Source organism: Polyangium jinanense (assembly GCF_028435365.1).
In genome coordinates this window covers 100891-123754 of record NZ_JAGTJJ010000024.1, presented here as the reverse complement: position 1 = coordinate 123754, position 22864 = coordinate 100891, and the positions used below count along the sequence as shown (strand labels likewise).

Genomic DNA, 22864 nt, shown 5'->3' with positions numbered 1-22864 from the left:
TGAGGACGGCTCGGTGATGTTTTCGCTGAGCTCACTCGTGGCCCAGGCCTCGAACGACGCACCCACGACGAATCAAACGAGCGCGCGCTCCGATGACTCCGGCATCATCGATCTGAAAGCCCTGGCAGCCACGGCCGAGGCGCCAAAGCCGGCCACGCCCGTCCTGCCGCACGCGCCGATCTTCCCATTCGGCGCGCCCGAGCCCGCCCCGCTCCCGGCCCCCGAGCCGCGCGCCGAGGTGGTCGAGACGCAAAGCCGCAAGGGGCGGTGGGCCGTCGCCGCCGTGGGCGCCATCCTGGTCTCGGCGATGGCAATCGGCGCCGCGAGCGCGCGCCCGAAGGCCGAGCCGATGACCCTGGGCGGTCGCGTCTCGCCCCATTTCGAGGTGGCCCTCAAGCGCGCCGCGACGCCGCCGGCCCCGCCTGCCGAGGTGAAGGCGACGACGCCGTCCACGAAGGAGGCGACCGCGTCCGAGAAGACGAAGGTCACGCAGCGGACGGGTCCGAACACGAACGTGAAATCGACCGAGCCCAAGAAGACGGATCCGGTCGTGAAGGAGAAGACGAAGCGCGAGACCTTGCCGCTCGAGGTCTGTGACCTGATGTGCCAGATGCGGAAGGCGACGCAGAAGTAACGAAGCGCGCGAGAAGGCATTGCGGCGGGAATGAGGCCACTCGTTCCCGCCGCGTGCTTTTTCGTGCCGCACACTGCCCGCGCCGGCAGCGCTTTACGATCGCGACTCGCCTCCCCAGCCTTTCACCCATGAACATTCCTCGCAGGTGGCAACGCCGCGTCCGGGGAGCCTGGCGCGGCATCCAGCGCGCGGCCGGGCTCATTTCGGCCGTGGCCGCGGCGGTCTGGTTCGTTCAAAGGGGACGTCTCGGGGCCGGAAGGCGCGTGGTCCGCACGAGGCCGAAGCAAGCCGACGAGCGCACGATCCGGCGCATCGCCGAAGCTCAGGCGGGCGGCATCAGCAGCCAGGAGAGCGACGCCCGCTACGAGAGCGGCGAGCATCCCGGAGGATTGCACGGCAAGGCCGTCCGCCCGCCGCCGGACGCCGAGATCTACGAGATCGACGAGCCCGACGACCGCACGCTCTCGCACCGCGGCTCGCGCCGGACGATGTCGTCGATGCGGCGTTGACGCGATTTCGAGCCGGGGAGGGGAGCGCGGGCAGGTACGATGCAGGCGGAGGTCCTGCCTTGCCCGATCCCGCGCCCCCCGCCGAATCGCCGGTGTCGCCGCCGACCCTGCGGCACGTGCCCGGCAAGAGCGCCGAGGCGGCCCGCACCGCCGCCACGCCGCCGCCCCGGATCGTCGAGGGCTCACCTTTGGTCCGCCCGGCCGAACCCCGATCGGCGGTTCGCGGCGCGCTCGTGGTCGCGCTCCTCGTGATCGCGGCCTACGCCGGCGCTGTGCTGTTCTTCCGGTACGTCGCGCCGAACCGCCCGCAGTACGTCGCGGAGATCGGATCGGGGCTCGCGATCGGGGTCGTGGTGTTCTTCCTGCACACGCTCATCGGCGCATCCTTCGCCGAGTCGATGCAGGCGGGCGAGGACCGCTTCCGCGCGCTGCTCGGGTTCCTCGCGCTCATCGCGCCGTCGTTCGTGCGGTGGATCATCTTCGCTTGCCTCGGCGGGATCCTCGCCGTCGCCTACCAGGATCTCGCGGAGTGGAGCACGTCGCCGATCGTGCGGCTGCGCGTGCTCGGGGCCTGCGCGATGCCGATGATCCTCGCGGTGTGCTCGGCGATGCTGGTCGAGCGTCGCTTCGCGCGCGGCGATTTCCGGCTGAAGGTGGGCTACGCGCCGGGCACGGCGATACGGGATCGGCTCGAGCTCCGCGAGAAGGTCGAGCGCATGTGGGCCTACGAGAACGAGCTCATGCGCGAGTCGGTGCAGCGCATGGCGCGGCACGCGACGATCTTCGGGTTCATCGCGTCGGCGATCCTCACCGCCTGCGCGGTGATCCTGGTCCGGTACGCGCGGAGCGAGAACGAGCTCCGGCATCTCATCGCGCTCTCCGTGGGCGCGGCTTGCACGGTGTCGTTCACGCTGAACCTCGGGCAGATCCTGTTTCGTTCGGCCAGCAACGATTCGACCGCGCGCATGATGGCGTTCGCGGCGCGGACACTGCTGATCGTGAGTGTGGCGACGCTCTTCCTCGGCGTGGCGCTGCTCGACGGCCCGGAGGCGGCGAGCACCGCGGAGAAGGGCTACCTGTTCCAGGGCTACAAGGGCGCGCTGATCGTGGGCGTGGCCGTGGCGCTGCTCGGCGAGCGCGTGCTACGCGCGGTGACGGATCGGGCGGCGACGATGCTCGGCGTGGGGAACACGGCGCCGATCCGGGGCAGCGATCTCGGCCTCATCGATGGGCTCAACGACGAGGACGTGGCGCGCCTCGCGGAGGAGCGGATCGACTCGGCGCATGCGCTCGCGTTCATGCCGACGCCGCGCATCTTCTTCAACACGACCTACAGCCTGCAGCGGATCTGCGACTGGCAAGATCAAGCGCTGCTCATCGCGCGGGTTGGTCGGACAAACGCGCAGCTCTTGCGCGAGCAGTACCTCGTGCGGGGCGGGATCGCGGCGCGGCAGCTCGCGCGCGAGATCGTGGGCCCGTCGCGGAGCGCGCTCTCGGCGTTGCGAGGGCACCTGGAAACGCCGTCGGGCGAGGCGATCTCGATCCCCTCGGAGCCGCAGGAAGACGAGCAGGACCGGCTGCGCGCGCTGGCGAAGGCGCTCGGCTTCACGGGGATCAACCAGGCGGTGCTCGGCTTGCGGTGCCTCGTCGACGACGAGGAGATCGAGCGGCTGGAGGTGTTCAGCCGCTCGGTGCCGGTGTGGAAAGATGCGGGGACCGAGCACGTGCGCGACGAGGTGCCGCGCGTCGAGATCCCGGTGAACGAGAGCCGCCCCTCGTCGGGGCGACACTCGCACCGTGGAGATTGATGGGCGTCACTCGCCGCGGCGGCGCCTCGCCTTGTACTTCACGCGGACCGGCACGCCCTCGAAGCCGAAGTTCTTGCGGAGCTGGTTCTGGACGTAGCGCTGGTAGCTGAAGTGGATCTTCTCGGGATCACTCGCCATGACCACGAAGAGCGGCGGTGACGTCTCGGCCTGCGTGACGTAGTAGAGCCGCGGCGCGCGTCCGCCGGACGTGGGCGGCGGGCGGTTCGCGAGGACCTGCTCGAAGAAGCGGTTGAGCTCGCCGGTGCCCACGCGCGTGCGGAAGGCCTCTGCGACGCGCGTGATCGTGGAGAGCAGGTTGCCCACGCCGCGGCCCGTCTTCGCGCTGATGGGCACGATGGGCGCCCACGGCACGAACGAGAGCTTGTCCCGCGCGTTCTCCTCGGCCTTCGCGAACGACTTCTTGTCGAGCAGATCGGCCTTGTTGAGGCCGACGACGACGGCGCGGGCGCGATCGACGGCGAGGCCCAGGATCTTCGCGTCCTGCTCGGCCACGCCTTCGAACGCGTCGCTCAAGAGGACCACGACCTCGGCGCGCTCCATCGCGCGGATCGCGTGGAGCACGCTCACCGCCTCGACGACGCTGTCCTCCTTCGTGACCTTCGCCTTGCGACGGATGCCGGCCGTGTCGATGAAGAGGAACGAGTGTTTGCCCTTCGTGATGCGCGTGTCGATGGCGTCACGCGTGGTGCCCGGGCGCGAGTCCACGATGAGGCGCTCCTCGCCGAGCAGGCGGTTCACGAGCGAGGATTTGCCTGCGTTCGGTCGGCCCACGATGGCGACGCGGATGGCCTCGTCCGGCGCCGCGCCTTCTTCCGGCTCGGGCGGGGGAGGCGGGAGCGCGGCCGCGATCGCGGACTCGAGCTCGTCGATGCGCCGGCCGTGGAGCGCGGAGAAGGGGATGATGTCCTTCGCGCCGAGGCGGTAGAGATCGGAGAGCTCCATCTCGGCCCGCTGCGAATCCGCCTTGTTCGCGCTGTAGATGACCGGTTTGCCCGCGCGGCGGAGCAGGTCGAGCTCAGCGTGATCGGCCGGGGTCGGCGGCTGGCTCGCGTCGAGCACGCACACGATGACGTCGGCCTCGGAGATGGCGACGTCGATCTGGCGCTTGATCCCCTGGCGCATCGGATCGTCGCTCTCCGGATCGAAGCCGCCCGTGTCGACGAGCGTGTACCTGCGCCCGCGCGACGTGACGTCGCTGTAGTGCCGGTCGCGCGTGACACCGGGCTCGTCGTGCACGATCGCCGTCTTTTTGCCGACGAGGCGGTTGAACAGCGTGCTCTTGCCGACGTTGGGGCGGCCGACGATCGCAACGATCGGCAGCGGAGCGCTCATCATCCGCGCGGGGGCCACGCCCTCGTCCGGCTGCTCGAGTTGGTCTTCTTGCATCGTCATTCCTCCTCGTCCTCGTCGGGCGTGCCCTCGTCGTCGCCGTCGTCGTCGAGGTCCTCCTCGTCTCGGTCTTCGTCCTCTTCGCCGTCGTCGTCGAGGTCCTCGTCGCCTGCGTCCTCGTCGTCGGCCTCGTCCGCTTCGGTGTCACGCTCGGCAACGATCACGTACTCGGCCGCGTCCGCCCCGCCGGCGCGCGCCTTGCCATAACCGAGCTCCTCGAGGCGCGGCAGAGATTCGCGCCAGTCCGGCGTCACGCGCACCCAGAGGCGCAAGACCACCTTGCCGCCGACGAGCTCCTCGATGCGCTCGCGCGCGGCGATGCCGATGCGCTTCATCATCGCGCCGGCCGCGCCGATGAGGATCCGCTTCTGACCCTGACGCTCGACGTGGATCGTGGCGTCGATCTGGACCGCCTGACCCGGGGCCCGCGGCTCGGTGTAGCGATCGATCGTGACGGCCGTGGCGTGCGGCACCTCGTCCTGCGTGGCGCGGAGGATCTGCTCGCGCACGTACTCCGCCGCGAAGTACCGCGCGGGTTTGTCGGTGACGTCGTCGACGCCGTAGCGGAACGGACCCTCGGGCAAGAAGCGCGCGATCTCGTCGAGCACGAGCGTGATGCCGTCCTCGCGTTGCGCCGAGATGGGCACGATCGCGTCGAAGTTCCGCACCTTCCCGTAGGCCTCGAGCAGCGGCAAGAGGTGCCGTTTGTCCCGGAGCAGATCGACCTTGTTCACGACGAGAAGCGCGGGCCGATCCGGCGCGAGATCCGCGAGCAGGACGAGATCACCGGGGTGCGGCAGGAGCGGCCGAGGCTCGATGGGCGTGCCGTCTTCCTTGTGCTTCACGGGGCGGGGCGAGACGTCCGTCACGAAGACGACGACGTCGGCACGGCGCGCCGCGTCCCGCGCGGCCTCGTTCATCACGCGTCCGAGCTGCGTGCGCGGCCGATGCAGACCGGGCGTGTCGAGCAGCGCGAGCTCCGCGGATCCGTGGTGGACCACGCCGAGCAGCGCGTCGCGCGTGGTCTGCGGTGTCTTCGACACGATCGAGAGCGGCTGCTGAAGCGCCGCGTTGAGCAGCGTGGATTTGCCGACGTTCGGCCGGCCGATGAGCGCGACCGTACCGCTCCGCGAGGGCCCGCTCGCTTCGGGCGCCGGGCGAGGCTCGGGGCGTGGACGCGGCGCCGTCCTGTCGCGACGCCCCTCGCCCGTGCCGCCGCGCGGTCCACGTGTGAGATCGTCCGTCGTCGCAGGCCTTCCGCCGCGTCCAGGTGATCCCGGCCGCGCCCCCGCGCCACGCGCCTCCGGCCGTGCTCCCTTGCCGCCGCCGCCGCGCGCGGGAGGCGCCCCCTTTTTCGCGGGTCCTTTTCCACGCGCCGCGCCGGGCCCTTGCCCTCGCGCTTCGTCCGCGCGCGGTTTTCCCTTCGCGCCGCGCGTCTCTTCGCCCGGCCGACCTCCGCGCGGGCCGCGCTCGGGCCTCGGCCCGCGCGCCTCCTTTCGCGGGGACGCGCCGGCTCGTTCGTCATCGGACGGCTTTTCGCGCGCGGTTTCGGGCTTCCGGCCAGGGCGCTCGGCGCGGGGTTCGGGTCTGCGGCTCTTCACAGCGCGGCGCGATAGCAGACAGCGAGGGAGGCCTCAAACGGCTTCTGACGGATCTCCACGTTGGGATGCCCGTCCGCCGCACCCGCGCCCGCGCCGCCAAACGCCTTTGGCTACCGGCCCGAGCAGCGGTAGAAGCCCCCCATGGAAGCCGTCCCCGAGAGCGCCCAAGGCGGTACGACCCGCGACGCTCTGCCGAACCCTGCGACCGCCCGCGCGCCTTCCCTCGCCGTGTGGTCCCGTCCGTTCGCCCTCGCGGTCGCTGCCGTCGTGCTGTTTTCGACGCTCGGCAAGAGCGGGATCTGGGATCCGTACGAGCTCGACGCGGCCGATCTTTCGCGCCGCATCGCGATCCACGTCTTCCACGCGGACAAGCTCGCGCTGCCCGATGCCATCAACCAGATGCCCACGCTGAGCGATCTGCGCATGGGTGAGCTGCCGTTCACCTCGATGGCGCTCGGCTTCCGGCTCTTCGGGCTCGCGGACTGGACGGGAAGGCTGCCGCTCGCGATCTGGGCGTTCGTCGGCGTCGTCGCGCTGCACGAGCTACTCGCGCGCCTCTCGGGAAAGCGGGCCGCGCTCTACGGCGCCGTCGCGCTCGCCACGACGCCGCTCTACTTCATGCAGGCGCGCACGATGCTCGGCGACATCGTCACGATGTCCTCGCTTTCGATCGCGTTTGCAGGCCTCGTCGGCGCGCTGTTCGATCGCGCGCGAGGCACGAAGGAAGGCGCCGAGGTCGAGGTTTTGGGCACGCGCACGTGGATCGTGAAGGGCGTGTGGCTGCTCGTCGGTGCCCTCGGCCTCGCGGCTGGGTACATGTCGCGTGGGCTCTTGATCGGCGTCGCGGTGCCTGCGCTCGCCGCGGGGCTCACCTGGCTCGTGCTCGAGCTCGGAGGGTTTTCCGCAGGGCGATCCACTGTCGAGCACGCGCTCGGCGCGCTTTCGCTCATCGCCGGGCTCGTGGCCCTGGGACTCGGGATCTCGCTCCTGCTCCGCACCTCGCCCGACGCGCCGCTGCCGCGCGCGCTCGCGGTCGCCCTGACCAAGAAGTCGAGCGTGGAAGCGACGTTCGATCGGACGATCCGGCACCTCGGTCACGCGCTCTTCCCGTGGAGCGCGTTCCTGCCGTTCGCCCTCGGCAGGCTGTTCCGCGCGCCCGTGGAGCTCGACGTGCCTGCGCGCAGGCGCGAAGTGGGCCTGCGTGTCGCGCTGCTCGTCGGCGCCGCCGTCGCGTACGCCGTATACGCCGCGCTCACGCCGCACGTCGTGTTCCTCCCGTGGAGCGGCGTCGCGCTGCTCGCGGGCGTCGTGGGGCTCGCCGTGGCCGACTTCGATCGAGGCGCGCCTCCATCGCGCGCCCTCGCACTCGGCGTCGCCTTGCTCGCGTTCGTGCTCTACCGCGACATGGTGCTCGATCCCGGGCGCATGTTCAGCGTGTTCGAGGTCGACAAACCTGTGTTCCCGAAGAGCTTCGAGCACGATGCGACCACGCTGATGCGCGTCTCCGCCGCGGCGTTCGCGGCGCTCGTGGCGATCGCGTGGTTCGAAGGGCGCGCGGACAAACCCGGCACGATCGACCAGTGGGCCGCCGGCCTCGCCGACGACTACCGCAAGGTGAGCCGCGAGCTCACGACGGTCTGGAACGGCAACCTCTTCTTCGCCGCGGTCGTCGTGGAGGCCGCGCTCGTCGGCCTCGGCGCGATGCTCTTCGTCGGCACGCGGCTCGGCTGGGCGTCCGTGCAGAGGCTGCCGCGCAACTTCATCGACGCCGGCTTGAACCTCTGGTGGGCGGTGCCGCTCGTCCTCGCGATCGCCCCGATCTCGCTCGCAACCCTTCGCGACGGCTTCCGCGCCGCCCTCGGCCTCACGCGCCTTCCGCGCGGCGCCGGCGTGCTCCTCGCCGCGCTCGCGGCCGGCGCCGTGCTCTCGTTCGGCTACTACCCGGCGCTCGCCGCGCAGCTCTCGCCGAAGGAGGTCTTCGACGCATACGCGCGCCTTCAGAAGCCCGGTGAGCCGCTCGCCCTGCTCGGCGTGCGCGCCCGCTCGATCGCCTACTACCACCAGGGCGGCGAGGTCGCGCAGTTCAACGATCCCGCGGAGGCCTTCAAATGGCTCACCGAGGGCACGGATCGCCGCTGGCTCATCGTCCGCGCCGAGGAGCTCCCGCGCCTCAACTCGCTCCACCGCAAGGAGAAGAGCTCGAACCTGCCCGTGCTCGACGCGCGTTCGAGCCAGATCCTGCTCGTATCGAGTGATCTCGGGGGCCAGCGCAACGAAAACCCGCTCGGCGCGCTGGTGCTCGACGAGCCGCTCCCACCAGAGCTCCACGTCGTCGACGCCGCGTTCGAGGATCAACTCGACGTGCTCGGCTGGGAGGTCCGCGACGGCGCCGGCACGGTCGTGGACAGCGTGGTCCCGCAGCGGAAGTACCACATGCGGTTCCACTACCGGGTCGTGAAGCCCATCACCGGCAGCTGGAAGGCCTTCCTGCACATCGACGGCTTCCAGCGTCGATACAACGGCGATCACACCGCGCTCGACGGCAAATATGCGATGAACCTCTGGCAGCCGAACGACATCGTCGTGGACGATTACGTGTTCGAGCTCGAGCCGAATTTCACGCCAGGCGACTACACGGTCTATTTCGGCTTCTTCTCCGGAGACACGCGTTTCCGGGTGACGCGTGGCCCGAACCACGAGAACCGCGTCATCGGCGGAGCGCTTCGCGTGCGTTGATCGATGCGCCCTGCCGGATCCCTTGGCGCCCGTGTGGAAAGCGGCTACGCGGGTGATTCAATGGGTGAGCGTCACGGGAGCGATCCGGAGCGCGGAGCGGTCGACGAGGCCGCCACGGAGGACAAACCTCCGTCGTCAACGCGCGGAGACGAGGCGCCGAGCCCGAGCCGCCCGAGCTGGTTCGAGCGGCGTTCCTCGGAGAGATACGACGTGACATGGTCGGTGGATTGCGAGACGGAGGAGACGTTCCTCTACGCCGCGATCACGAACATCTCAGAGCTCGGGATCTTCGTGCGCACGACAGATCCCTTGCCCGTCGGCACGAGCCTCACGCTCCGGTTTGCCCCGCCGAACAGCGAGGATTCGTTCGTGCTCGAAGGAACGGTGCAGTGGATCAACGCGGTCCGCCCGCTCCACGACAACCCGAACCCCGGCATGGGCGTACGCTTCGTGCACATCACGGCCGCCGAGCGCGAGCGCCTCGTCGACACGATCCGCACGATCGCGTACCTGCGCGAGGCCGCCGGACCCACGTCGAACTGAAGGTCCGCGTCTCTCTGGGGGCGCCGCGCCGGGGCGCTGCCCCGGACCCCGCGGGGGCTGTTCGCCCCTCGACCCGAACCAGGGCAAGCCCTGGACTCGGGATGGAAGAACCGCGCGATGCGCGGTTCTTCCACCAGGCCGGCGGGATCACGTTGCCCGTCGAAAGGGCAGCGCGGCTGTCTTGATGAGCAGGGTCGCTCGTGGTCTTGACTGCGGCCTGTTCGATGAACTGCGCATCGCGCAGTTCATCGACCCCGGGTCCAGCGCTTGCGCTGGTCCGGGTCCAGGGGCGGACAGCCCCTGGTGGGGCCTGGGGCAACGCCCCAGCACAGCGGCCCCAAGACGAGTCTTACAGCCCGATCGGCAACGGGAAGCGGCGCACGTACACGCCGAAGTGGCTCGGGCTGTCGTCTTGCCAGCCGATGGCGACGAAGCCTGCGCCGCCGATCGCCACCGCGGGGCCCTTGCGGAGACCGCTTGTGCCTGCGGGATCGGGGATGTTCGCGACGAACGCGTCGTTCTGGCCGGTGACGCTGTTGTAGCCGAAGCCTGACGTGCCCCCGATGAAGCGCGCGCCGATCGTGCCGCGCTCGTCCTCCCAGACGACCGTGAAGAAGCCGAGACCCGCGGCCACCTTGGGGTTCTGTTGCAAGCCGGCGGTCGTGGTGTTCACGGCCTTTTGATCCTCGGTGCCGGGGACGCGGCTCCCATCCGCGTTGTAGCGCTGGAAGAAGATGTCGCCGCCCGCGTGCCAGATGACGATGAAGCGGCCGTCGGGGAGCATCGCCACGTCGGGTTGATCTTGCAGGCCCGTCGTCGCGTCGTTCACGAGCTCGGGCGTGCTGACGTCGCCGTTCGGCTTGACCATCACCATGACGATGCCGTTGCCGTCGCCGTCGCCTGCGCCTTGGTAGACGACCACCCAGCCGTCCTTGTTGCCTGCGACGCGCGGGGCCGAGCCGTTCGTCGCGATCGGGATCTCGCCCATTGCGGGCTCGAGATCGCCCGTCTTCTTCCAGATGCGACCGAAGACGCCGGTGCCGCGGTTCCACACGACGAGTGCGGCGTCCTCGGGCCCGCCTGCAATGTCGGGTCGGATCTGCACGTCGCCGACCTGCGTGCTGACCTTCAGCGGCGGCACGTCCGCGCAGCCCCACTCGTTCTGGGCGTTCAAGTAGATGTGGTAGTTGTTCGTCGCTTCCTGATCACTCGCGTAGACGATCGCCACGTGATTCAAGCCGACGGGCGCGAGCGAAGGATCACGCTGCACGAGCGGGGGGCCCGACGCCGTCAGGGTGGTGCAGCGCGCGGGGAGCTGGAGCTGCTGCGCGAGCGGATAGGGCTTCTGGATCGGGTAGAGATCCGCGGCGAGGAAGCGCATCAGGATGTCGCCGCCGCCGCTGCCCGTGGTGCTCGTGTACGCGGTGCGCAGCGCGTTCTTGGTTGCGTCGATGCCCGGGCAGAACTCCATCGCGAGGTGCGTCTTCGTGCCCGGCCCGTCGTTGTAGAGCTCGGGCTTCACCACGTTGTCCACGGAGAGCAGGATCTCCTGCGCCGTGCAGTCGCACCGACAAACCGCGTCCGGCGCGATGCCGCCGCACGTCTCGGCGGGGCTGCCGTCGCAGGCGAGCGCCTTCTCCGGGCCGAGGTCGCACTGCTCGCCGGTCCCGATCGCGCCGTCGTTGCAGCACGCGGGCGGCGTGTACCGCTGGACCTTGATCGTCACCTCGAGCGGGTCCTGATCGACCTTCTCCACGGCGCAGCCCTCGGCGAGCACGCCGGCGCTGCCCTCTGCCGTGACCGCGAAGATCTTCTCGGCGCCGTCGCGATCGAGCTCGATCTCCTTGCACCACGTGACGCCCTCGCCGCAGCTCCCTTTCTGCAGCTCGAACGTCTGCACGGCGTCGCCCGTGGGGGCGTTCTCCACGCGGCCCGTCGCGGGCGTGCACGTCGCGTTGCCCGTGTCGAAGACGCGGAGCGTGACGCGCGTCGCCGTGTCGAGGAGCCCCTGGGGCGCCATCATGACGAGGCCCACGTTGACGGGCGCCTCGGTGCAAGCGCCCACGGCAACGGCCACGGGCAGGGCAGGAACGAGGCCCAAGAAAAGGCGTGATCGGCGCATGCGCCGAGTCTAGCGGGTCGCGGCCCGGTTTCGGGAGGCCGTTGATGACCCGATCAGTAGCCGGCGGCGTTGCTCGGGGCGGGCTCGTATGCGCGTTTCGGCGCGGCGTTCACGTTTCGGCCCGGACCACCCCCCGGCGCGGCCTTGGCCTCATTCGCCTCGGTTTCCAGCGCGGGCGAGGCTGCGGCTGCCCTGCCCGCGGGCTTGCCGGCGACCGTTGCCGTCGCGGCCGGCGGCGCTGGGGCCGGAGCTGCGGCGCGGTTCGCCACGGCGCCGCCTCCAGCGTTGTTCATCTGCGTCTGCGCCTCGCTCTCCTTCAGCGCCTCCTCGGCGCGCGCCTTGTATCCGTCGCTCTGCTTGAGCGCCGAATAAAGCTCCCTCGCGCGATCCGTGTTGCCGAGGCTGCGCTGGCACTGCGCCGCTTCCCACATCGCGTCGGCGGCCTGCGGCGTGCCCGGGTAACGCGCGCCGACGTCGTCGTACAGCCGGAGCGCCGCGTCGCAGCCCGAGCCGTCACGCGTGGCCCGCGCCTCGGCGAGCGCCTTCCCCGCGCCGTCCGTCTCCTTCGCCGCGGCCTTGTCCGCCGCGTCGTCCTTGCTCTTCTTCGCGCCCTCCGCGGGCTCGGCGGCGGCCATCGGCATGGGCACTGCGGCCACCGGCGGGGGCTGGGCTGGGGCGGCAGCTTGCGAGAGATCCCCCTCGTCCGGCGCGGGCACGCCGCGCTCGGTCACGCGCACCGGCGTGATCCCGACCGTGCCGGGTTTGGCGCGGAGCAAGAGTAGGCTCGAACCGATCACCAGGAAAAACAGCGCGGCCATCGCGAGCTGCGGCCGCATCGCGTGGCTGCCGGCCCAGGCGAGGGCGCGCAGGGCCTTGCGGTGCCAGGGCGTCGTGCGTTGCGCGTCCGTCACTGCGGCGAGGATGCGATCTTCGAGGCCGGGGCTCGGCTCTTCGAGCGGCAGCATCGCGACCTCGCGCGTCGCGCGGAGCCCGTTCCAGGCCTCGCCGCAGCGCGCGCAGGACTCCACGTGCCGGCGGAGCGCCGCGTACGTGAGCTCGTCGAGCTCCTCGTACAGCGCATCCATCACGACCTGGTCGAACTTCTGGCAATCCATGGGAGCACCTTGCCCGGCGTTTATCGCAGGGCTCGAGCGTAGTCCTCGTACTCGGCGAGCGCTTCCTGCAAGCGCTCGAGGGCGTATCGCATCCTGCTCTTGACGGTATTTTCCGGCACCCCGGTGATCTCGGCGATGTCCTTGAACGGCACGTTGCCGATCTCCCGCAAAAGAAAGACCTCGCGTTGCTCGGGGGGCAACCGCTCCACGGCGTGGGTGATCCGATGCCCGAGCTCGGCGCCGATCGCGACCCGCTCGACCGAGGCCGTGGGGTGCGCGTCGGCCGTGCGCTCGGCGAGCGTCGGCCCCTCCTCGCCGCTTCCCGTGCTCGTGGCCTGATCCAGCGACGGATGCCGCCTTAGCGCGGCTTTCCGCAGGTGGTCGATGCAGACGTTCCGGGCGATGGCGTAGGCCCACGTGGAGAAGCGGGCCTCATGCTTGAAGTCGGCTGCGTTCTGCACGATTTTGACGAACACGTCCTGCACGAGATCCTCGGCGATCTGGGGCGCGCGGACCTGGCGAAGGATGAAGTTGTAGACGTTCGTCTTGTGCCTACGGACGAGACCGGCGAACGCCGCTCGGTCACCACCCTGGAACCGCATCATCAGGACCTCGTCGGTCACCTCCTCGCGAGAGATGCTCGCCATCGTCACCTCCTCGTTCCTCGCACTCCCGCGGATGCGGAGGCGGGCGAAAGGGGGCCGTGGCGAAGAGCGAACCGGGGTTTGGGGCGAAGGGCGCCGTCAGGCGACCCGAAGCCCCAAGCGTCGAACTGCTCCATGGGACGCGCGACGGGGCCCGAAGTTCTGATCGCAGGGGGTCGTCGCTGCACGACGCCACCTTACCGGATCGGGACACGGGCGGAGCCGCGAAGTTTGGGTAGCGGGGCGCCTTGGAAAGACCTCGCGCCAGGGCGGACACGGAGCGCCAGCAAATTCACGCCACGTCACGTTCCCGTGTCGCGCCGGGTCCTCGGTTGCATCAGCGCGCTCCCGGAACGTACACTGCGAAGGCCGGCAAGCATGGCCGGGCGACAGCGTGTCCTCCCGCCTTCCTTCGACGATTGGGGTTGGTCTTCATGCGATTGCTCCCGAAGACGCTCGCCGTGACCTTCGCGGCAACCTGGCTGACCGTGGCGCCGGCGTTCGCCCAGGCCCCCACGGCGCCACCGCCTGCGGCCGGCCCCGGTGCGCTTCAGGCCGTTCCGCCCGGCCAAACCCCGCTCCCCGCGGCGCCGACGCAGCCCGGCATGCAGCAGCCGCCGATGCAACCCGGCATGCAACCTCAGCCGCAGCCGGGCCTGCAACCCCAGCCGCCGATGCAGCCCGGCATGCAACCCGCGCCTCCCGCGGGGATGCCCGGCGCGCAGCCCGCCCCCGGGGCGCAGCAGCCCGCGCCCGGCATGGATGGCCAGACGTACGCGGTGCGACTGCGGGATCTCGAGCAGCGCATCGACGAGCTGAAGGAGCAGATCCGTCGCAGTCACACGCGGCTCTCGCTGCTCAGCGACACGATCCTGTCGAGCGGCGGCGCCGGCTCCCGCGCGAACCTCAAGTACACGAACGAGCTTTCGGGCGCCTTCAAGATCACGCGCCTGCTCGTCGTCCTCGACGGCGCCGTTCAGTACAACAAGACCGATCAGACGGGCGCGATCGCCGAGGCCGGCGAGATCCCGATCTTCAACGGCTCGATCCCGCCCGGCGATCACACCGTGCAGGTCCTCGTGAACCTGCAGGGCAACGGCTACGGCGTCTTCTCCTACATGCGCGGCTACAGGCTCGAGGTCCGCTCGAACCACTCGTTCACCGCGCTCGAAGGCAAGACGATGACGCTGCAGATCGTGTCGTTCGAGAAGGGCGGCGTGACCACGCCGATCGAGGAGCGCCCCGCGGTGCGGTTCGTCGAGAAGGTCACGCAAGGGCTCTCGGATCCGAACGCCCCCGCGGGCGCGCCGGCGCCGCAGGGCGTCGCCAAGTGAGCGATCTCCGGAAGGCGCACGCATGAACGGCACACGCGGTTTCCGCACGCGGAAGGCGCTCCTCGCGGGCCTCGTCGCGGCCTTCGCGGCCCTCGCGCCGAGCCTCGCCCACGCGCTCGACCCCGAGCAGGCGATCACCGGCGCCTCGCAGCAGATCACGATCGCGTCGAACGGCCTGCGCGCGATCGAGGACGCGATCCAGAAGTCGAAGGGCCGCGAGCGTACGCCCGCGCAGCGCATCGCCGACGCCGTGCTCCTCGTGGGCTCGAGGGACTGGGAGCGCGCGGCGACGCTGCTGAACGAGATCATCGAGAAGTACCCCGATCACCCGACCGCGTACCCCGACGCGCTCTCGCTGCTCGGCGAGACGTACTTCCAGTCGCGTCAGTACCTCTCGGCGCGGCGCGTCTACTTCAAGATCACGGACCGCACACAGGAGCCGCGCTTCTTGACCTACCAGGGCAAGGCGCTCGAGCGGCTCGTCGACATCGCGCTGCGCACGAAGGATTACCGGCACCTCGACGACGTCTTCGCCGCGATGAACCGCCTCCCGCCTGCCGCGGTGACGAGCGGGATTTCGTACGCGCGCGGAAAAGGTCTCGTCGTGAAGAAGGACTGGGCGGGCGCGAAGGCGGCGCTCGCGCCGGTCGATCCGAAGAGCGAGTACGCGCATCAGGCGGGGTATCTGCTCGGCGTCGTGGCCATGAAGGAGGCGACGCCGCCGCCGGTCCCGCTCGCCGAGGGCGAGGTGCCGCCGCGCGCGCCGCGGAGCCGTTACGTCGGAGCGATCGATCAGTTCCGCAAGGTCACGCAGCTCCCGCCGGACTCGAAGGAGCACGAGCGGGTGATCGACATGGCATGGCTCGCGATCGGGCGGCTCTTCTACGAGTCGGATCAGTGGGCGCAGGCCGTGGATGCGTACAACCACATCGACCGATCCTCGCCGGAGTTCGGGACGATGCTGTACGAGCTCGGCTGGGTGTACGTCCGTCTCGGCGACGTCGAGCGCGCACAGCGGGCTCTCGAGGTCCTCTCCGTCGCGGATCCGAACAGCCAGAACATCGCGGACGGCTCGCTGCTCCGCGCCGACCTCATGCTGCGCGCGGGCCAGTTCGAAAAGTCGCTCAAGGTCTACGAGGGCGTACGTGCGAACTACGATCCGATGCGCGCGCGTGTCGACGCGTTCCTCGGCGCGACCAGCGATCCGGCCGTCTACTACGACAAGCTGAGCCAGGAGCAGCTCGACGTCCTCGATTCGAGCTCCGGCTTGCCCACGCTGGCGATCCAGTGGGCGCGCGAGGCGGAGGACGGCCCGGCCGCGTTCGCCGTGATCGAGGGCATCGCGCAGTGCCGCGAGCTCATTCAGCAGTCGAACGATCTCATCGAGAAGCTGAACGCGGTCGTCGCCTCGACGAACCGCGTCCGCGCGTTCCCCGAGCTCAAGGCGGGCGAGGAGAAGGCGCTCGGGCTCATCAACCGCGTGGGTCTCGCGCGGCTTTCGATCGGGCAGGGCATGGACGAGATCGAGTCCTCGGCGCTCTCGGGCGAGATCGGACAGGTGCGCGCGCGCCGCCGTTCGCTGGAAAAACGGCTCGGGTTGATTCCGGTCAACGACTCGGATTTCCAGGAGCGCGAGGGGCAGGCGCTCAAGCAGTGGAACGGCGCGTCGCAGTCGGTCCAGCGCATGACGCTCGAGGTGGACTCGCTCCAGGCGCAGGTGAACGGCCTCCGGCGCATGTTGCGCGAGGCGCCGCAGGCGGGCGTCGTGCGGGATCCGGCGGCGGTCGCGCGCTTCGAGCAGGAGCTCGCCGTGCACGAGCGCGATCTCGCGGTCTACCGCAAGCACATCGTGGACCTCCGCAAGCTCGTGGGCGCAGGCAAGATGCAGGTCGGCTTCGGCGATCAGCGCTTCATCGAGGACGCGCAGGTACGGCAGGCGTACCGCGAGGCGATCGTGCGAGAGGTGCAGCTCGCGATGGCGGGGCAGGGGGGTGCATCGCTCGCCGCTTACGCGAAGCGCGTCGCGCCGCTCCTGCAGAAGGGCGACGAGACGGACGCGAAGGTCTTCGCGGCGTTGAGCGAGCTCGAGCGCGAGGTCGCGCGGAGGACGACGGACGTGCGGGCGATCCTGGCGCGCGAGACGGCCGCGGTGGTGGGGTACGAGGTGGAGCTCGAGCGGCTCGACAAGGAGGCGCGCGGCGTCGTGGGCGAGGTGGCCATGCGGAACTTCGGCCTCGTGCGCGACCGGCTGCGGAGCATCGTCTTGCGTGCGGACGTGGGCATCACCGAGGAGGCGTGGGAGGTGCGCGAGGAGCAGATGACCCGCGTGCGCAGCCTGCGCGTCGAGCGAGCGCGCGAGGAGAAGCTCTTGCGGGAGGAGCTCGACGAGGTCCTCGACGACAGCGGCGCGCCCGAGACGGAGGGCAAATGAGCGTGCTTCGTCGATCCTCGTCGCGGTCGGGTCGTGGCGCGTCGTCGATCCTCGCGCTCCTCGTGGCGACGTGCGTCGCGGGAAGCGCCGCGTCACAGCCGCAGCCTTTTCCTCCGACGGCAGCGCCCACGGCGCCTCCGGCCGCGATGCCCACGGCCCCTCCGGGCGCGGTTCCCACGGCGCCGTCGAGCGCCGCGCCTCCGACGGCAGTGCCTCCCACCGCAGCGCCTCCGAGCGCGGCTCCCACGACGTCCGCGAGCGCGCCGCCCATCCCACCGCCGACGCCCGCGTTCAAGCCGCGCGTGCAGGCGCCTCCGCCTCCTCCTCCCACGCCCGAGCAGGTCGCGGTGCTCGCGGAGCTCGAGAAGGAAGCCGCGGCGTACGAGCAGGCCGCGCGCGACTACCGCTCCTCGATCACGCGGATCATCCAGCAGCACTACGAAGAGCGAAGGCGCCGCGTCATCGCCGCGCTCGATCGCGAGATCGACGTCGAGCAGAGGGACCTCCGGACGGCGCGCGAGGAGGCGATCCGCCGCCTCGAAAAGTTCGTCGATACGTACAGCGGCAGGAACGCGCACCCCGAGAGCACGCCCACGGCCATGTTCCGCCTCGCGGCGCTCTACGAGGAGCGCGCCCGCGAGGACACGGACGTCTCCGACGATCTGGCCATCGGCCTCCGGCCCGCGATCGCGCTCTACAAGCGCATCATCCGCGAGTTCCCGCAGTACAAGGAGCTCGCCGGCGTCTACTACTACCTCGGCCACGCGCTGAACGACTCGGCGCGGATCTTCGAGGCGCAGCAGGTCTTCCGGTCGCTCGTCTGCCACGACCGCTACCCGTACCCCGTTCCTACGGATCCGAAAGATCCGACGCGCGACGTGGTCGGCAAGCTCCCGCAGGATCACGATCGCGACTACTGGCTCGGCTGGGAGGCGCGGCACCCGATCCCCATCGGCGAGGCCGCAAAACGCAAGGCCGCGCAGCCCCCGCCGAAGAAGACGAACGCCAAGGGGAAGGGCAAGCAGAAGGAGCCGGAGCCCGAGCCGGAGGCGCCGGCGATCGAGGACGAGCTCGTCTTCGTCAACCCGTACCCCGACAGCTGCAAGCCGATCCCGCAGAAGGTCGCGGAGGGCGCGGAGCCGCGGTACCTCGCCGAGGTCTGGTGGCTCATCGGCGACTACCACTTCAACGAGATCGATCCCGGCGGCGGGCCCTTCAGCTTGAACCGCGCCGAGGTCGCGTACACGCGATCGCTCCAGTACAAAAAGCCGCCCGTCTACGGCGTCGCGATGTACAAGCTCGCCTGGACGTACTTCAAGCAGCTCCGCTACGAGACGAGCGTCCGGCAGTTCGTCGAGCTGCTCAAGTACACCGACGAACAGGAAAAACTCACGGGTGATCCGGGCACGGATTTCCGCGGCGAGTCGTACACGTACATCGCCGGCGCGCTCACGTTCCTCGACTTCACGGGGCCTGCGGCCGACGAGCCCTTCGTCCCGCGCAGCGACATCCTCGACCTCGAGCAGGACCCGCGGATCCGCGAGCAGAAGATGCGCATCGCGATCGAGCGTGTGCAGAACGCGGCGCTCATCCCGCAGGATCGCAAGTGGTCCGTCGAGATCTACAAAGCGCTCGCGGCCGAGTTCAAGGAGCTGAACCAGTACCGGAACACGATCGAGGTCTCGGAGCTCATCCTCAAAAAGTGGCCGATGCACCGCGATGCGCCCGTCATGCAGGCGCAGATCGCGGACATCTACGACACGCTCACGGGCCAGTCGCGCGAGGGCACGGCCGAGCGCGCGGAGAACGCGGCCAAAGCCCTCGACGCGCGCACGAAGCTCGCGAACTACGTCGGCAAGACGCCGTGGGTCGAGGCGAACAAGGACGATCCCGAGGCCATCCAGACCGCCGAACGCCTCGTGCGCGGCGGCCTGCGACGCGCCGCGGCCGATCACACGAACGCGGGCAGCGCGCTCGTGAACGCAGCGATCCAGAGCGGCGAGCAGGAGACGCGCACCAAGCTCTTCGAACGTGCGCTCTCCGAGTACCGCATGGCCGCGCTCGGTTGGCAGGGCGTCCTGCAGGAGGACGAGAACGCGCCCGATGCGTACGACAGCCGCTACTGGCTCGCCGACGCGAACCACATGGTCGTGGTGATCCAGGTGGCGATGGATCGCTCGCCGACGGTCGACGAGGTCGAGACCGCGCGGCGCACCGCCGTCGACGTCCGCGACTCGAACGAGGACGACAAGCACCTGCAGCCCGCGGCGTTCATGGTCGTCGACACCGCGTACCAGGCGCTGCTCGACCAGTACAAGCTCTACAAGCGCACCGGCGGGCAAGAGGGGATCGAGCAACGCACGGGCCTCAAGATCGTCACGGAGAACGACAAGCAGAAGGTCGTCGCCGAGGAGCTGCCGAAGGTCATCAAGGACGCGGTCGCCGCGCGCGACGAGTACATCCAGCGCGTGCCTCCGGCGAGTGATCTCTCGACGCGGGATCCGCAGACGAACCAGGATCAGAAGAACAGCGATCTCTACGCGTACCAGTCGGCCGAGTTCTTCTTCCTCTACGGCAACTTCCCCGAGGCGCGCCGCAGGCTCGAGCCGATCTACGCCGAGCAGTGCGGCAAGACGCCGTTCGGCTACCTCGCGTGGGAAAAACTCACGACGATGGCGAACCTCGAGAACGACGTGCCGCGCTCGCGCGCGCTCGCCGAGGCCGCGATGGCGAAGAGCTGCGCCGTGAGCGAGGAGCAGAAGCTCAAGGAGACGGGCATCGCCCAGCCCACGATCTCGCGCGGCTACTACGTCGACGCCGCGGCGAAGTTCGAGAAGGCCGAGAAGATGCCCGACGGCCCCGAGCGCGTGCAGGCGTGGCGCGAGGCGGCGGCGCTCTACCGCGTGGCGCTCGAAAAGGCCCCGGCGCGGGACGAGGCGCCCGAGGCCGCGATGAACGGCGCGTACTGCTACAAGCAGGTCGGCGACTACGACCAGGCCATCGAGATGTACACGCTCTTCATCAAGGAGTACGGGAGCGAGGCGAACCTCTCGAAGCTGGAGAAGGGCGACGAGGCCGCGAAGCCGCCGAAGCCCGCGGATCCAAAGCGCTACGCCGAGCGCGTGAAGTACCTGAAGCAGGCCTACGACGCGCTCAGCGCGGCGTACGTGCTCTTCTTCAACTACCGCGCCGCCGCCGAGACGTACGACACGATCTCGCGCAACGGCCGCTTCGAAAAACCGGCGCGGCGCGAGGCGGCCCGCAGCGCGGTGCTCCTCTACGCGAACGTGGGCGAGCGGGATCGCATGATCGCCTCGCGCAACGGGTTCCTGAACCTCGAGGCGCCGATCGAGCAGAAGGCCGAGATCGACTACATCGTCGCGTCGGCCGACCTCAAGGCGTGGGACGAGAAGGGGCTCGACGAGGGCGCGAACAAGGCCGCGCGCATCAAGGCGATGGACGCGATGGAGGGCTACTACGAGATGAACCGCCTGACGCCGGCGGCCACGCCGTTTCTCGTCCAGGCGGCCTACCACGCGGCGAAGATGCGCAAGGCGGCCGGTGATCCGAAGGCGTTCGAGTGGTGCCGCAACACCACCGGCGCGTTCGACAAGTTCAAGGCGTTCGCCGCCGTCGACGGCAAGAAGGCGCTCGGCACGATGCAAGCCGACATGGCCGCCGAGTGCGCCTATGGCGTCATCAACGACAAGCTCCGGCAGTCGTGGGACTACGACGCCGGCCACCACCGCTACGCCGGCGTCATCGACAAGGTCGTCAAGACGTACTCCGATGACCTCAAGAAGGCGGGCGACACGCACTTCAACGACCTACAGTCCGTGATCAAGACGTACGAGTCGCGCGCCTTGTCCGTCGCGGCCTTCGCGCGACAAGGCTCGCTCTACGACTCGTGCCGCACGGGCCTCTACAACACGCGCCCGCCGGGCCTGAAGCTCTACACCGACCGCGAGGAGAAGCTCCTCAAGCTCGCGGAGACGAGCGATCGCGAGGACCTGCAGGAGACCGCGGACGCCATCCGCCAGAAGCGCCGCGAGCAGTGGCGCGAGGCGCGCGAGCGGCTCCTCAACGACGCCGACCGCGCCATGATCAAGTTCTACGTGCAAGCCGTGGTCTACGCGCGAGCGTGGAACGTGCGAAACCCCGAGGTCGACCAGGCGATCCAGAGGCTCGCGTTCTTCACGGACATCCTCGGCGACGCGAAGATCCGCGACATGAGCCAGGGCATCATCGATCCCGAGACGGGGCAGCCGTTCCAGTACCAGGACGGCATGTTCCTGCGCACGCGGCCGGGCATGGCGCCCGCGCTCCAGCCCGACGGCCTGCCCGCGCCGCTCCCGGTGACGTTGCCATGAAGCGTTCGCCTCGCCTGGTTTTCGCGGCTCTCGCGTGCGCGCTCGTGCCGCTCCTCGCGGCCTCCTGCGAGGAGACGACCTCGCAGCAGAAGCCGCAGACGCCGCCGCAACCCTCGGCCGCGTATCCGAATGGCCCGAACGGGATGAACCCGTGGGGCCAGCCGATGGGCCAAGCCCCGCCGGTCGTGGGCATGAGCCCGACGCCGAGCGCGCCGCCGACGCTCACGACGGCGCCGCCGATGCCCCCGCCCGCGCCGCTCCCGCCTGCTGCGGCTGGGCCTTATCAACAAGGCATGGCTGCGTTCGCCGCGGGGGATCTCAACGCGGCGAAGGGCCTCTTCCAGCAGGTCATCCAGACCGACGCGCGCGCGCACCACGCGCACTACTCGCTCGGCGCCGTGCAGGAGCGCCTGCGCGAGCCCGAGGCCGCGTCGAGCTACCAGAAGGCCCTCTCCATCACGCCCGACTACGAGCCCGCGATCATCGCCTACGCGATGCTGCAAGCGCGGAAGGGCAACCTCGGCGAGGCCGAACGCCTTCTCACCGAGAAGCGCGCCACCATGCCTCGCTCGGCCGCGGTCACGGCCACGCTCGCCGAGGTGAAGAGCCTGCAGAAGGACACCGGATCGGCGCAACGCCTCGCGCAGGAAGCGCTCAAGATCAACCCGGACTACCGGCCTGCGATGGTCGTGATCGCCCGTGACCACTACCGCAACCGCAGGCTCGATCTCGCGCTCTACGCGCTCCAGGCGATCCTCGACGGGTTCGGCACGGACAATCCTCCGCGCGACAAGGAAAACCCCGAGGCGCTGCTGCTGCGTGGCCTCATCCTGCGTGAGCAATCCCAGCGCGCCGGCGCCATGGACAACTTCCGCCGCGCCGTGCAACGCAGGCCCGATCTCGTCGAGGCGCGCGTGCAGCTCGCCGCGATGCTTCTCGAAGCGGGCAACGGCCAGGAGGCGCTCCCGCTCCTCGAAGGCGCGGTCCGCTACGACGGCGACAACCTCCCCGCGCACCTCGCGCTCGGCGACACGTATCGTTTGCTCGGCCGTTACGGCGACGCGAAGCGCGAGTTCGAGTGGGTGCTCGCGCGCGACGCCTCCATGCCGCAGGTCCACTACGACCTCGGCTTGCTTTACCTCTTCGCGCCCAGCGTCCCCGGCATGTCGGCCAAGCAGCAGGTCGCCGAGGCGATCGTCGAGCTGAAGAAGTATCAAGAGCTCCGGCGCAAAGGAGAGCGCGACGACTCCGAAGAGCTCCTCCAGCGCGCGAAGCTCAAGGAAGGCGAGCTCTCGGCCGCGGCCGCTGCTGCTGCCGAAGCACCTGCGCCCGTCGCTTCGCTCCCGAGCCCGGCGAGCAACGCGGATGCTGGTGCTTCGGATGCAGCCCCGCCTCTGCCGAACACGGCGCCTACGGGCACGCCACCCGCGAACTCCGCGGCCCCGCCGCCGCCTGCGAACTCTGCGGCCCCGCCGCCTGCGCCTGCGCCGCCGGATGGTAGCTCCGCCGCGCCTGCGCCTACACCCGCGCCGCCCCCTGCGCCGGCGCCCACGCCGACGAGCACCATCGTCGCGCCTTTCTCTACGCCGCCCCCGGGCTTCTAGGCA

14 protein-coding genes are annotated in these 22864 nt (G+C 69.9%); 9 read left to right on the top strand and 5 right to left on the bottom strand.

Annotated elements, in window-relative coordinates:
- Positions 1 to 13: 13 nt before the first annotated feature.
- The 3 genes from KEG57_RS30910 to KEG57_RS30900 all read left to right on the top strand — a co-directional run bounded on the left by KEG57_RS30910 (position 14) and on the right by KEG57_RS30900 (position 2951).
- Positions 14 to 634 carry a hypothetical protein gene (locus KEG57_RS30910; protein ID WP_272428743.1) on the top strand — a complete coding sequence of 207 codons (621 nt, stop codon included), beginning with the start codon at positions 14 to 16 and terminating at the stop codon, positions 632 to 634.
- A gap of 128 nt (positions 635 to 762) precedes the next feature.
- Positions 763 to 1143, top strand: coding sequence for a hypothetical protein (locus tag KEG57_RS30905; protein WP_272428744.1), 381 nt, complete (start codon positions 763 to 765; stop codon positions 1141 to 1143).
- 59 nt (positions 1144 to 1202) lie between these two features.
- Positions 1203 to 2951, top strand: coding sequence for a hypothetical protein (locus KEG57_RS30900; RefSeq protein WP_272428745.1), 1749 nt, complete (start codon positions 1203 to 1205; stop codon positions 2949 to 2951).
- 6 nt (positions 2952 to 2957) lie between these two features.
- On the opposite strand, the gene der is transcribed toward KEG57_RS30900, so the two are convergent.
- Positions 2958 to 4358, bottom strand: coding sequence for a ribosome biogenesis GTPase Der (gene der, locus KEG57_RS30895; protein WP_272428747.1), 1401 nt, complete (start codon positions 4356 to 4358; stop codon positions 2958 to 2960).
- Positions 4359 to 4360: 2 nt separating this feature from the next.
- Entirely contained in the window at positions 4361 to 5962 is a 1602-nt protein-coding gene (era, locus tag KEG57_RS30890; protein ID WP_272428749.1) for a GTPase Era, read from the bottom strand.
- A gap of 141 nt (positions 5963 to 6103) precedes the next feature.
- Here era and KEG57_RS30885 point away from each other — a divergent pair, with 141 nt between their 5' ends.
- The gene (locus tag KEG57_RS30885; RefSeq protein ID WP_272428750.1) at positions 6104 to 8698 is read left to right on the top strand and encodes a glycosyltransferase family 39 protein; all 2595 of its coding nucleotides are present in this window, start codon (positions 6104 to 6106) and stop codon (positions 8696 to 8698) included.
- A gap of 60 nt (positions 8699 to 8758) precedes the next feature.
- Positions 8759 to 9241: a TIGR02266 family protein gene (locus tag KEG57_RS30880; protein ID WP_272428751.1), complete on the top strand. Its 483-nt coding sequence runs from the start codon at positions 8759 to 8761 to the stop codon at positions 9239 to 9241.
- Positions 9242 to 9590: 349 nt separating this feature from the next.
- Here the strand turns inward: KEG57_RS30880 and KEG57_RS30875 are convergent, their stop codons facing one another.
- From KEG57_RS30875 to KEG57_RS30865, 3 genes are read right to left on the bottom strand one after another with little or no spacing between them, the layout of a single operon-like run.
- A complete protein-coding gene (locus KEG57_RS30875) occupies positions 9591 to 11363 on the bottom strand; it encodes a hypothetical protein (protein WP_272425095.1) in 1773 nt (590 codons plus the stop codon).
- A gap of 53 nt (positions 11364 to 11416) precedes the next feature.
- A complete protein-coding gene (locus tag KEG57_RS30870) occupies positions 11417 to 12478 on the bottom strand; it encodes a tetratricopeptide repeat protein (protein ID WP_272425094.1) in 1062 nt (353 codons plus the stop codon).
- A gap of 20 nt (positions 12479 to 12498) precedes the next feature.
- Positions 12499 to 13125 (bottom strand): RNA polymerase sigma factor, encoded by a 627-nt coding sequence (locus KEG57_RS30865; protein WP_272425093.1) that lies wholly within the window; start codon positions 13123 to 13125, stop codon positions 12499 to 12501.
- A 431-nt stretch (positions 13126 to 13556) separates the two neighbouring features.
- On the opposite strand from KEG57_RS30865, the gene KEG57_RS30860 reads away from it, so the two are divergent.
- The 4 genes from KEG57_RS30860 to KEG57_RS30845 are packed head-to-tail and all read left to right on the top strand — an operon-like array spanning position 13557 to position 22861.
- Positions 13557 to 14456 (top strand): hypothetical protein, encoded by a 900-nt coding sequence (locus tag KEG57_RS30860; RefSeq protein ID WP_272425092.1) that lies wholly within the window; start codon positions 13557 to 13559, stop codon positions 14454 to 14456.
- Positions 14457 to 14478: 22 nt separating this feature from the next.
- A complete protein-coding gene (locus KEG57_RS30855) occupies positions 14479 to 16887 on the top strand; it encodes a tetratricopeptide repeat protein (protein ID WP_272425091.1) in 2409 nt (802 codons plus the stop codon).
- A 2-nt stretch (positions 16888 to 16889) separates the two neighbouring features.
- Positions 16890 to 21257 (top strand): tetratricopeptide repeat protein, encoded by a 4368-nt coding sequence (locus KEG57_RS30850; RefSeq protein WP_272459101.1) that lies wholly within the window; start codon positions 16890 to 16892, stop codon positions 21255 to 21257.
- Positions 21254 to 22861 (top strand): tetratricopeptide repeat protein, encoded by a 1608-nt coding sequence (locus tag KEG57_RS30845; RefSeq protein WP_272425089.1) that lies wholly within the window; start codon positions 21254 to 21256, stop codon positions 22859 to 22861. Before KEG57_RS30850 ends, KEG57_RS30845 begins: the two co-directional genes overlap by 4 nt.
- Positions 22862 to 22864 lie beyond the last annotated feature (3 nt).